The sequence below is a fragment of the Streptomyces sp. NPDC048182 genome (assembly GCF_043202555.1).
GTDB lineage: Bacteria > Actinomycetota > Actinomycetes > Streptomycetales > Streptomycetaceae > Streptomyces.
Genome location: NZ_JBIDAQ010000003.1, coordinates 578,692 through 589,909, shown reverse-complemented (window position 1 = coordinate 589,909; position 11,218 = coordinate 578,692). Strand labels below are relative to the sequence as shown.

Sequence of the window (11,218 nt, the reverse complement as noted above, 5' to 3'; positions counted from 1 at the left end):
CGTCGGGGGGGCGGGTGGGGCGGGGGGCCGCGCCGGGCCGCCGGGGGGGGGGGGGGCGCGGGCCCGCCCCCCCCCCCCCCCCCCCCCCCCCCCCCCCCCCCCCCCACCTCGTTGTACTGCGCCGCAGGCGTCAGAGGGCCTGGGCGGTCGTCGACTCCAGGTGCGTCACCATGCGGTCGAGACCGGTCGGCAGCGCGACCACCGGGCTCCAGCCGAGCGCCGCGAGCCGCGCGCTGTCCAGGCCCTGCTTCTTCGTCAGGCTGTAGGAGCGCGCGTCGGACTCGTTGGTGAACCGCAGCCGCTGCCCGCGCTCCGGGCGCACCTCGGTGAACAGCTCCGCCAGCCGCCGGATCGACACCAGGCCGGCCGGGTCCGCGACGTTGTAGGCGATCTGGTCGCCGCGGAGCAGCGCGTAGAACAGCCCGGCGATGGCGTCGGCCACGTAGGTGTAGGTCCGGACGCCGGAGCCGTCGCTGTTGAGCACGATGTCCTTGCCGGCCACCACGTTCGCCGCGAAGTCGGCCTGCACCCGGCCGTCGTCGAGCGCCATGCCGGGCCCGTAGACGTGGCCGAACCGGACGACGCGGCTGTCGATGCCGTGCTGCGCCTGGTAGGTCGTGCAGATGGTCTCCGCCGCCCGCTTGCCCTCGGCGTAGCAGGCCCGCGGGTTGAGGATGTCGAAGCCGCCGTAGCTCTGCTCGTCGATCAGCTCGGTCTCCGGCGGCTGGGCGCCGTAGACCTCGGCGGAGGACATCAGAACGAAGCTGCGGCTGCCCTTCTCCACACACAGGTCGAGCAGGTTGAAGGTGCCCAGCAGGTTGGCCTTGATCGTCGCGACCGGCTGGCTGCCGTGCAGCGCGGGCCGGGCGGCGCTCGCGCCGTGGATCACGTGGTCGACGGGACCGTCGAGTTCCAGCGGGGCCGACACGTCCTGGACGACCAGGTGGAAGTCCGGGCGGTCCAGCACGTCGGCGAGCAGCCGCCGGGCCTTTTCCCCGTTGCGCACCAGGCCGTGCACCGTGATCCCCGCACCGTGCCGGTCGTTGAGCGCGAGCAGCGTGTAGACGACGTACGACGGCAGCATGCCGCTCGCCCCGGTGACCAGGACGGTGCGGCCGGCCAGCTCGCTCCACGGCAGGTCGCGGCCGAGGATCTCGTCGAGGTCGCGCGCCACGACCGGGCTGGAGACGGTGGCCACGGACATCACATGCCTACGATCTGCTGGTTCTCGATGATCTCGAAGTACGTCCGGCACAGGTAGAAGTCCTCAGCCGTCGTGATCTTGATGTTCGAGCGGGGGCCGACCACGCGGTAGATCTTGCGGCCGTACCGGTGCATCAGGGAGCAGGAGTCGATGCTGTCGTGCTCGCCCTCCTCCACCGCCCGGTCGTACAGCGAGAGGATCTCGCCGAGCCGGAAGCTCTGCGGGGCCTGGGCGGCGTAGATGTGGTCGCGCGGGATCACGTCGTCGATGTGGTCGTGCTCGCTCGAGACCACGGTCTCGTTGAACTTGGTGCAGGTGATGGCCGAGCCGTGCTCCAGGACGGTCGCGATGTTGGAGCTGATCAGCTTGGCGTCGATGAGCGGCCGCACGCCGTCGTGGACCAGCACGACGGTGTCCTCGGGGCACTCCGCGGCCACCGTCTTCAGCGCGTTGTGGCGCGACTCCTGGCCGGTGCTGCCGCCGTCGACGATCCACTTGACCTTCTGGATCTCGTACCGGTTGAGCAGCTTCGTCATGTGCTCGCGGTACTCCGGGAGGATCGCGATGGCTATCGCGTCTATCTCCGGGTGCATCTCGAAGTGCTCAAGGGTGTGGATGATGACCGGCTTGCCGTGGACTTCCAGGAACTGCTTGGGAAGGGCACGGCTGTTCATCCTCGAACCGATGCCACCGGCGAAAAGCAGGGCGACGTTCATTACTCATACCTCCGACTGGTCACTCAGCGGCTGGTCCTCGGGCGTGTCGTCCGGCACGGGCTCGAGCCACGGACGGCGGCCGTCCGGCTCGCTTCCGTGATCACCGACGATCAGCCAGTCGATGACACGGTCCGCCGAGTTGGTGTCGACGAAATCGAAATTGTCCCGCCGGAACTCCTCGACCTTGGAAAGGTCGAAGTCCTTGTCCTGCAGAGCCTTGAGCAGTTCGTCGAAGGTCGTGCAGATCTTGCCGGGCGCCACGGAGTCGTAGTCCCGGTGGAATCCGCGCACCACCGAGTACGTGTCCTTGTCGTACGCGTAGAACAGGATCGGCTTGTCGAGCAGGGTGTACTCGTAGATCACCGAGGAGTAGTCGGTGATGAGCACGTCGGTCACGTGCAGCAGTTCGTTGGTGTCCGGGTACGCCGCGAAGTCGACCAGCCGGTCCGCGTACTCGGCGGGGATCGGCGGGGCCTCGGCGATGAAGTGGTGCATCCGGAAGAGCACGACGTACTCGTCGCCGCAGACCTCGTGGAGCTTCGCGAAGTCGAGGCGGTCGTAGTCGTAGTGGGCGTCCCCGATGCTCTTGCCGCGGAAGGTCGGCGCGAACAGCACGATCTTCTTGCCCCGGAACTGCGGGTAGGCGGCGAAGAAGTCGTCCTTGACCTTCTGCGCGTGGCCCTCGTCAAGGAAGGTGTCGATGCGCGGCAGACCGGTCGGCACCACGGCCGACTCCTCGATGCCGAACGCCTCGGCGTACACCGGCACCAGGTGCTTGGACCCGGTGATCACGTAGGTGTACTTGCGGTGCGCGTTGGAGAGCTTGGGCGAGCCGTAGCGGCCGAAGCGGCTGTAACCGACCGCCTTGAACCCGCTGCCCGCGTGCCAGAGCTGGATGATCTTCGTCTCCGGCGCGATGCTCAGGTTGGCCAGGAGCCCGAAGTAGTCGTCCATCAGGACGGTGTCCGAGGTCGCCAGCAGGTAGATCAGGCGCAGCGTGCTGCGCTTGTTCGCCGTCTTCGGGACGCGGAACGAGCGGCTGAACGTGTGCGTCTTGTCCATGCCGCGCTCGACCATCCGGTCGTGGACGCGGGCGAGGTTGCCGCCGATGTCGGTGCGCATCTCGGAGGCGAACAGGACGCGGTTGCCGCGCGGCGGGTTCAGTCGGCGGGCCGTGGTGTAGACGCGCTGGGCGAGCTTGCGGCGCCGGGCGCGGGGCAGCACCTTCAGCGCCATCCGCTGGCCGATCGGCTTCTTCCGCGCCGGCTTCTTCTTGCCGCCGCCGCCGCGGAACAGCTGGTAGGTGCGCATCAGGAACGCGGGGTGGTCCTCGTCGTCCGAGATGCCGAACGCGATCACGTACACCGAGCGGTTCTGGTCGTACAGGAAGGTGCGGGAGTCGGCGTCGAGCCGGTCCGCCTGCGTCAGGTCGAAGGTGGCCTCGGGCAGGCGCTCCTCACCCAGCACCGGGACGATCCGCCACGTGCCGTTCGGCACCTGGCGGCGGTCCCGGAAGTTAGTGACGTTGATCTCCAGCTGGTGCTGTTCGGCGTCGATTTGCCGAGCGTTCACCGGGAATTCCCGGTCTTTGTCCACGATGACAAAGCGCAGAGCGCTAGGATCGCCGGTGAAGCCGGAGACGTTCACCACCAGAGTGAGATGCACGCGCTCCCAGGATATGGCCGCAATTGAGCAACGCGCCATTACTGTCCTTCCAGTTGAGAACCGTCATGCCTCGCCCTATGAGGTACGCGCGACGGCTGATGCAGCCTGCCAGCGCCAGATGAGACGGTCAGCGGAGCTTAGTGCACGCGGTCGCGCCGACGCCAGGCCGGTCCTGGGCACCAACCGACATCGACCACGACCATCCCCCACCAACCGGACACCCGACGCCCTTTGCTTGTGACTGCAGTCACGCCACCCGTCGAAGCCGGCCCGCGCACCGACTACAGAGCATACGCAGCACGTCACGCTGAGCATTCCACAATTTGCGCCGCACTCTCACGCCACCCTGCGCCGCACCCGCCGAAGCGAATTAACCGCCGCCGATGAATTCACAAATGCCGCCACCCCAGAATTGCAGGAAATGCACAAAGGGCCCGCCCCTTGCGGAGTCGGACCCTTTGGCCTGCCGGCCACGGTTCGGATGACGGCCACGAAGCGCGACGAACGAGGCAACAACACCGCCCGAAGGCCCCGTTGGCCACCAGCCCTGCCACGCCCGAAGGGGGCGTCACGTCACCGCTACACGTTGAAGCGGAACTCCACGACGTCCCCGTCCCGCATCACGTAGTCCTTGCCCTCCATCCGCGCCTTCCCCTTCGCGCGGGCCTCCGCCACCGAGCCCGTGGTGACGAGGTCGTCGAAGGAGATGACCTCGGCCTTGATGAAGCCCTTCTGGAAGTCCGTGTGGATGACGCCGGCCGCCTCGGGGGCCGTGGCACCCTTCTTGATGGTCCAGGCGCGGGACTCCTTGGGGCCTGCCGTGAGGTAGGTCTGGAGGCCGAGGGTGTCGAAGCCGACGTGGGCGAGGGTGGCGAGGCCCGGTTCCTGCTGGCCGACGGAGTTGAGGAGTTCGAGGGCCTCCTCCTCGTCCAGCTCGGCGAGGTCCGCCTCCAGCTTGGCGTTGAGGAAGATCGCCTCGGCGGGGGCGACCAGGGCGCGCTGGGCGTTCTTGAAGTCCTCGTCCACCAGCTCGTCCTCGTCGACGTTGAAGACGTAGAGGAAGGGCTTGCTGGTGAGCAGGTGCAGGTCGTGCAGGAGCGCGTCGCGCTCGGTGCCCTGGGCGATGCCGTGGGCGAAGAGCGTGTCGCCCCGCTCCAGGATCTCCTTGGCCTCCTCGACCGCCTTGACCTTCGGGGCGACGTCCTTCTTGATCCGGGACTCCTTCTGGAGCCGCGGGAGGACCTTCTCGATGGTCTGGAGGTCGGCGAGGATCAGCTCGGTGTTGATGGTCTCGATGTCGTCCTTGGGCGAGACCTTGCCGTCGACGTGGACGACGTTCTCGTCCTTGAAGGCCCGGATGACCTGGCAGATCGCGTCGGACTCGCGGATGTTCGCCAGGAACTTGTTGCCCAGGCCCTCGCCCTCCGAGGCGCCGCGGACGATGCCCGCGATGTCGACGAAGTCCACCGTGGCCGGCAGCACCCGCTCCGAGGAGAACAGCTCGGCCAGCTTCGCCAGGCGGGGGTCGGGGACGCCGACCACGCCGACATTGGGCTCGATCGTGGCGAACGGGTAGTTGGCCGCAAGCACGTCGTTCTTGGTCAGGGCGTTGAACAGGGTCGACTTGCCGACATTCGGCAGACCGACGATTCCGATCGTGAGCGACACGTTGCGACTTCCCGTACGTGAGGATGCGGAGGCGGACCAGAGCGGACCAGATGGGGGCCGGGGCGGCCGGGCAGGACCGATCCACCAGTCTACGGGGTGCCCGGACCGGGCCCCATGTGGCGTCGAACGGCTGGCCGGTCCGGTCCGACGGCGTGTCCAACAGCCTATTCGGCACATAAACCGACCTAAGTTGGTCCGGTGGAGCACTACAGGACGCGACCCGCGCAGCAGTGGGACGGGCAGGACATCGTGCCGTACGGCGTGCGGCGGCCGGGCCGGGCGCCGCTGCCGACGCAGGGGCGGGGGGCGGGCCGCGGGCCCCGCGCCGCGCCGGCCGCCCCCGCACGGCCGGCCGCCCGCCGGGCGCCGCTCGTGCCGCGGGCGCTGCGAGCCCTGCGCGCGATGCCGAACCCCCGGCTGACGGGACTCGGCACCGGGCTGTTCTGCGCCTCGGCGATGCTGGTCCTCGGCTATCTGGACCGGCTGCTGTTCGGCGCCTCCCTCACCGTGTACGGGGTGCTCTTCGTGCCGGTGTGCGCGCTCACCGCGCTCTGGGTGCGCCGGGGCGATCTGCTGACCGCGCCGGTCGTCGTGCCGATCGGCTTCGCCGTGGGCCTGACGACCGTCGCCGAGAGCGGGGCGGGCGGGGTCGGGGCGCGGCTGATGGGCCTGGTCACCGGGCTGGCGACCGAGGCGGGGTGGCTGTACGGCGGCACGCTGGTCGCCGGGGCCGGGGTGCTGGTCCGCCGGATCCGCCTGCTGCGCCGCCGCCGGACCGCCGCCGCCCGCAGGCGCACGGCGACCGGGGCGGCGAGCGTCTCCTGAGGTCCCCTAGGGGGTGTCGAGGTCCACGGGCCGGCCCGCCGTCCAGACCCCGCGTACCGCACGGCTCGCCGTGATGTCCGTGGCCGGGCTGCCGGTGACGAGGAGCAGGTCGGCGCGCAGGCCCGGGCGGATGCTCCCGCGGTCGGGCAGGGCGAAGGCCGCCGCGGCCGTGCTCGTCGCGGAGCGCAGCGCCTCGACGGGGCTCAGGCCGGCCTCCACGAGGAGGGCCAGCTCGTCGTGGAGGCTGCTGCCGTGCGCCACCGCGGCGGGAACGCCGGGCGCGCGGTTGGCGTCGGTCCCGGCGACGAGGACGGCGCCGGCGCGGTGCAGCGCCGTCACCGTGTCGCGGGCGTGGGCGTAGTCGACGGCGGGGTTGCCGAGGTTGCGGGCGACGCCCCGCATCATCGTCAGCGTCGGCACGACGACGTGCCCGGACTCCCGCCCGCCGAGCTGCCGCACCAGGTCCGGGGCGAGGACCGCGTCGAGGGGAGCGTGCGTGAGGACGTCCACCCCGGCCTCGAGCGCGAGCGCCACGGCACCGGTGTGACTGGCGTGCGCCACCACCCGGAGCCCGGCCGCGTGGGCCTCCTCCACCACGGCCTTCGCCGTGGCCGCGTCGGGGCCGCCCGCCCCGTCGGGTTCGAGGACCAGCTTGATGTAGTCGACGCCCTCGCCGACCCGGGCCGCCACGCGGCGGCGACCCTCCTCCGCGGTGGACACCAGGCTGTCCGCGGGGAAGCCGGGGATGCGGGCGTGCGGGCCGCCGCGGCCGGCGATCGGGGCGCCGCAGCTGCGGATGTCGGCACCCGCCCGGGATGCCCGCAGCGCGGCCACGAACGGCGGCGGCCAGGTGCCCATGTCCAGCGCGGTGGTCACGCCGGCGCGGGCGAGCGCGGTGAGTTCCCCGGCGTCCAGGAAGTGCACGTGCGCGTCGATCAGCCCGGGCAGCAGGGTCGCGCCCGCACCGTCGACGGCGGGGCCCTCGACGCGGTGGGTGCCGGCCGGGCTCAGGGCGGTGACGGCGTTCTCGTCGAAGGTGACGTCCCAGGTGCCGTCGAGGTGCTCGGTGCCGTCGAACACCTCGACCCCGGTGACGGTGGTGGTCGTCATGCCTCGCTCTTCCCGTGCAGCCAGTCGGTGGCGGTCTCCTTGATGTCGCGCTCCAGGTCGCTGCCCCGTGTGGCGAAGACGCGGCGGACGGGGAAGCCGCTCTTCTCCAGCAGGTGGGCCAGCGGCGCGTACTCGCGCGGGTAGCGGTCCACGGCCGCCCGGTCGACCTCCACGAGACCGGAGGGGAAGGTGAAGGTGCCGAAGTCGTAGACGCTCTTGCGGTCGAGGATGCGCCAGACGCCGTCCCGCTTCTCCAGGCGGTCGATGAAGCGGTTGTGGTTCTCGCACCCCAGGCGGAGCCCGCCGTTCTCGCCGATGATGACGGCGTTGGTCTCGCTGACGGCGCGTGAGCCGTCGGGCGAGAAGGTCACCACGGGCGTGGTGATCAGGTGCTTGGTGCGGAAGTCGGAGGCTCCCATCCGCGCCGAGGCGTCGACGAACTCCTGCGCCGGGCCCTCGAACCAGGTGATCTCGATCCGGGCGTCCGGGTGGAACAGTCCCCGCAGCTCGTCCCACTGTCCGAGGTCCCGGTGGATCCATCCGGTCATCAGGTCGGCGATGTCCTGTTTGTCCTGCAAGTACGCGTTCATGACTCCAGCGTCGGCCCGGTACCGTGTGAGGTCAAACCGCTAGATGTGATGGATCGATCGGTCTTGGCGATGGGACCTCAGCCCGCCGCCCGCATCGCCGCGCCCACGATCCCCGCGTTGTTCTGGAGCTGCGCGGGGAGGATCTCCGCGCGGATGCCCTCGATGTGGTGCAGGAACTTGTCGGCCTTGCGGCTGACGCCGCCGCCGATGATGAACAGTTCGGGCGAGAAGAGCATCTCCACGTGCGCGAGGTACTTCTGCACCCGGTGCGCCCAGTGCTCCCACGACATGTCGTGGTCCTCCTTCACCTTGCTGGAGGCCCGCTTCTCCGCCTCGTGCCCGTCCAGCTCCAGGTGGCCCAGCTCGGTGTTGGGCACGAGCACTCCCTCGGCGAAGACGGCGCTGCCGATGCCCGTGCCGAAGGTGAGCAGGACGACCGTGCCCCGCCGGCCGCGCCCCGCGCCGAAGGACATCTCCGCGACGCCCGCCGCGTCCGCGTCGTTGACCACGGTGACGTCCAGGCCGCCGAGACGCTCGCTGAACAGGGCGCGGGCGTCGGTGTCGACCCAGCTGCCGTCGACGTTGGCCGCGGTGCGGACGGTGGCGCCGCCGGTGACCACGCCGGGGAAGGTCAGGCCGACCGGGCCGGTCCAGCCGAAGTGGTCCACGACCTGCTTGACCCCGTCGGCGACGCCGTCCGGCGTGGCCGGGTGCGGGGTCAGTACCTTGTGGCGCTCCTGCGCGAGGTCGCCCCTGTCGAGATCGACCGGGGCACCCTTGATGCCGGAACCGCCGATGTCCACACCGAAGATCTGCATGGCCCCACGTTACGACGCGGGACCCGCGGCCATCACCCGGACGGCGGGCGTCCTACGATCCGGACGCGCCCGTGCCGCCCCGCTCCGCCACCAGCGACGCCGCCTCCTCGCGCAAGTCGCGGCGCAGCTCCTTGGGCAGCGAGAAGGTGATGGACTCCTCGGCCGCCCTGACCAGCTCGACGTCCGAGAACCCGTGCCCGGTGAGCCACTCCAGGACCTCCTCGACCAGCACCTCGGGCACCGAGGCGCCGGAGGTGACGCCGACCGTGGAGACGCCCTCCAGCCATGCCTCGTCGATCTCGCTCGCGAAGTCGACCAGGTACGCGGCGCGCGCACCGGCCTGCTTGGCGACCTCGACCAGGCGCACGGAGTTGGAGGAGTTGCGGGAGCCGACGACGATCACCAGCTCGGCCTCGGCGCCCATCTGCTTGACCGCGAGCTGGCGGTTCTGCGTGGCGTAGCAGATGTCGTCGCTCGGCGGGGAGATGAGCTGCGGGAACTTGTCCTTGAGCGCGTCGACGGTCTCCATGGTCTCGTCCACGGAGAGCGTGGTCTGGGACAGCCAGACGACCCGGGACGGGTCGCGGACCTCGACCCTGGCGGCGTCCTCGGGGCCGTCGACCAGCTGGATGTGGTCGGGGGCCTCGCCCGAGGTGCCGATGACCTCCTCGTGGCCCTCGTGGCCGATGAGCAGGATGTCGTAGTCGTCGCTCGCGAACCGGACGGCTTCCTTGTGGACCTTGGTGACCAGCGGGCAGGTCGCGTCGATGGTGGCGAGCCGGCCGCGTTGGGCCTCCTCGTGGACGACGGGGGCGACGCCGTGCGCGGAGAACATCACGATGTTCCCCGGGGGGACCTCCTCGGTCCGCTCGACGAAGACGGCGCCCTTGTTCTCCAGGGTCTGCACGACGTACTTGTTGTGGACGATCTCGTGCCGGACGTAGACGGGCGCCCCGTACTGTTCCAGCGCCTTCTCGACGGCGATCACCGCGCGGTCCACGCCCGCGCAGTAGCCACGGGGGGCGGCGAGCAGGACACGGCGGCCGGTCGAAGCAGTCATGGCACCCATCGTAAGGCCGCGTTCGGCGGGTCGTAGATCGCCTGTGGACGGCGTCGGCGGGGAGACTGACGGGTACGTCCGGAACCAGTACGTCCGGAACCGAGCGAGGCACTGGCGGAGGCACGATGGCGCAGACCGGTACGACGGCGGAGGGCGAGGCCGGGGAGGAGCGCGGCCTGCGGCGCAGCCTGGGCTTCCGCGACCTGGTCGTCTACGGGCTGCTGTTCATCGCGCCCATGGCGCCGGTCGGGGTGTTCGGCACGCTGGACGCCAAGTCGCACGGGGCGGTGGCTCTGGTCTATCTGATCGCCACGGTGGCGATGGCGTTCACCGCATTCAGCTACGCCCAGATGGTCCGGGTGGTGCCTCAAGCGGGCTCGGTGTTCGCCTACGCGCGCGTGGGGCTCGGCGGCGGGGCGGGGTTCATCGCCGGCTGGATGGCGATGCTGGACTACGTCCTCATCCCGGCGGTGGCGTACCTGTTCTCCGGCATCGCCATGGAGGCCCTGGTCCCGGACGTGTCGCGCTGGGTGTGGACGGCTCTCGCCGTCGTCATCACGACGGCGCTGAACCTGTGGGGGGTGCGGGCGGCGGCCCGGGTGGGCTTCCTGGTGCTGGCGCTGGAGATCGTGGTGCTGCTGGTCTTCGTGGCCTCGGCGATCGTGGTCCTCGCGCGCGACGGCGCCGAGCGCGGCTGGCTGTCGCCGCTGTCCGGGGACGGCACGCAGGGCGCGTTCGCGCTCTCCGCGGTGGTCGGCGCGGTGTCGGTGGCGGTCCTGTCGTACCTGGGCTTCGACGCGATCGCCTCGTTCGCGGAGGAGGTCACCGGGGGGTCGGCGAAGGTGGCGCGGGCGCTGCTGTTCTGCCTGGCCCTCGCGGGCGTGCTGTTCGTGGCGCAGACCTACCTGGCGGCGCTCCTGGAGCCGGTCTCGTCGGCTCGGCTGGCCGCCGACCCGGTCAAGCAGGGCTCGGCGTTCTACGACGCCGTGGACGCCTCGGTCGGCGGCTGGCTGCACGACCTGGTGGCGGTGAGCAAGGCGATCGGCGCCGCGTTCGCCGCGCTGGCGGGGCAGGCGGCGGCCGGGCGGCTGCTGTTCGCCATGGGGCGCGACCGGCGGCTGCCCGGGGCGCTGTCCCGCACGAACGGCGGCGTACCGCGCCTCGCGCTGCTGGTCGCCGCCGTGATCACGCTGGTCGCGGCGGTGTGGGCGGCCCGGCGCGACGACGGTCTCGACCAGCTGGTGTCGGTGGTCGACGTCGGCGCCCTGACCGCCTTCACGCTGCTGCACGCGAGCGTGGTGGGCTGGTTCGCGGTGCGCCGCGCGGGCGGCCCGGTGAGCTGGTGGCGGCACGTCCTGGTCCCGGTGCTCGGCGCCGCGATCACCGTCGCGGTGATCGTGGAGGCGTCCGGCACCGCGCAGGTGGTCGGCGCGATCTGGCTGGCGGTCGGCCTGGTGGTCCTGGCGGCCCAGTCGCGCGGCCGGCGCCGGACGGCCGACACGCCCGGCTGAGGCCCGCGGCAGCGGCCGGGCGCCGCCGTCCCCGGTGCCGGCCCGCCCGGC

General features: G+C 70.9%; 10 protein-coding genes. 2 read left to right on the top strand and 8 right to left on the bottom strand.

What is annotated here, in order from left to right; genetic code table 11:
* Positions 1-130 precede the first annotated feature (130 nt).
* The 4 genes from ACGFZL_RS08810 to ychF form a co-directional block, all read right to left on the bottom strand.
* Entirely contained in the window at positions 131-1,204 is a 1,074-nt protein-coding gene (locus tag ACGFZL_RS08810; protein WP_393690178.1) for an NAD-dependent epimerase/dehydratase family protein, read from the bottom strand.
* Complete coding sequence (locus ACGFZL_RS08805) at positions 1,204-1,920, bottom strand: 2-C-methyl-D-erythritol 4-phosphate cytidylyltransferase (RefSeq protein ID WP_393690177.1); 717 nt, start codon at positions 1,918-1,920, stop codon at positions 1,204-1,206. Before ACGFZL_RS08805 ends, ACGFZL_RS08810 begins: the two co-directional genes overlap by 1 nt.
* Before the next feature lie 3 nt (positions 1,921-1,923).
* Entirely contained in the window at positions 1,924-3,585 is a 1,662-nt protein-coding gene (locus ACGFZL_RS08800) for a CDP-glycerol glycerophosphotransferase family protein (RefSeq protein WP_393690176.1), read from the bottom strand.
* A gap of 579 nt (positions 3,586-4,164) precedes the next feature.
* Positions 4,165-5,253: a redox-regulated ATPase YchF gene (gene ychF / locus ACGFZL_RS08795; protein WP_393690175.1), complete on the bottom strand. Its 1,089-nt coding sequence runs from the start codon at positions 5,251-5,253 to the stop codon at positions 4,165-4,167.
* A 198-nt stretch (positions 5,254-5,451) separates the two neighbouring features.
* Here ychF and ACGFZL_RS08790 point away from each other — a divergent pair, with 198 nt between their 5' ends.
* Positions 5,452-6,078: a DUF6542 domain-containing protein gene (locus ACGFZL_RS08790; protein ID WP_393690174.1), complete on the top strand. Its 627-nt coding sequence runs from the start codon at positions 5,452-5,454 to the stop codon at positions 6,076-6,078.
* Between the two features lie 6 nt (positions 6,079-6,084).
* Here the strand turns inward: ACGFZL_RS08790 and ACGFZL_RS08785 are convergent, their stop codons facing one another.
* From ACGFZL_RS08785 to ACGFZL_RS08770, 4 genes are all read right to left on the bottom strand, one after another.
* A complete protein-coding gene (locus ACGFZL_RS08785) occupies positions 6,085-7,188 on the bottom strand; it encodes an amidohydrolase family protein (protein WP_393690173.1) in 1,104 nt (367 codons plus the stop codon).
* A complete protein-coding gene (locus tag ACGFZL_RS08780; protein WP_355174329.1) occupies positions 7,185-7,778 on the bottom strand; it encodes a nuclear transport factor 2 family protein in 594 nt (197 codons plus the stop codon). Before ACGFZL_RS08780 ends, ACGFZL_RS08785 begins: the two co-directional genes overlap by 4 nt.
* Positions 7,779-7,855: 77 nt before the next feature.
* Positions 7,856-8,596 (bottom strand): polyphosphate--glucose phosphotransferase, encoded by a 741-nt coding sequence (gene ppgK, locus ACGFZL_RS08775; protein WP_393690172.1) that lies wholly within the window; start codon positions 8,594-8,596, stop codon positions 7,856-7,858.
* A gap of 52 nt (positions 8,597-8,648) precedes the next feature.
* Entirely contained in the window at positions 8,649-9,665 is a 1,017-nt protein-coding gene (locus tag ACGFZL_RS08770) for a 4-hydroxy-3-methylbut-2-enyl diphosphate reductase (RefSeq protein WP_393690171.1), read from the bottom strand.
* Between the two features lie 116 nt (positions 9,666-9,781).
* On the opposite strand from ACGFZL_RS08770, the gene ACGFZL_RS08765 reads away from it, so the two are divergent.
* Positions 9,782-11,167 (top strand): APC family permease, encoded by a 1,386-nt coding sequence (locus ACGFZL_RS08765; RefSeq protein ID WP_393690170.1) that lies wholly within the window; start codon positions 9,782-9,784, stop codon positions 11,165-11,167.
* Positions 11,168-11,218: the final 51 nt, after the last annotated feature.

What these genes read in the sequence shown, in the direction of transcription:
- ACGFZL_RS08765 (WP_393690170.1), top strand. Translation starts at nt 9,782, where the DNA reads ATGGCGCAGACCGGTACGACGGCGGAGGGCGAGGCCGGGGAGGAGCGC.
- ACGFZL_RS08780 (WP_355174329.1), bottom strand. Translation starts at nt 7,778, where the DNA reads ATGAACGCGTACTTGCAGGACAAACAGGACATCGCCGACCTGATGACC.
- ACGFZL_RS08785 (WP_393690173.1), bottom strand. Translation starts at nt 7,188, where the DNA reads ATGACGACCACCACCGTCACCGGGGTCGAGGTGTTCGACGGCACCGAG.
- ppgK (WP_393690172.1), bottom strand. Translation starts at nt 8,596, where the DNA reads ATGCAGATCTTCGGTGTGGACATCGGCGGTTCCGGCATCAAGGGTGCC.
- ACGFZL_RS08805 (WP_393690177.1), bottom strand. Translation starts at nt 1,920, where the DNA reads ATGAACGTCGCCCTGCTTTTCGCCGGTGGCATCGGTTCGAGGATGAAC.
- ACGFZL_RS08770 (WP_393690171.1), bottom strand. Translation starts at nt 9,665, where the DNA reads ATGGGTGCCATGACTGCTTCGACCGGCCGCCGTGTCCTGCTCGCCGCC.
- ACGFZL_RS08810 (WP_393690178.1), bottom strand. Translation starts at nt 1,204, where the DNA reads ATGTCCGTGGCCACCGTCTCCAGCCCGGTCGTGGCGCGCGACCTCGAC.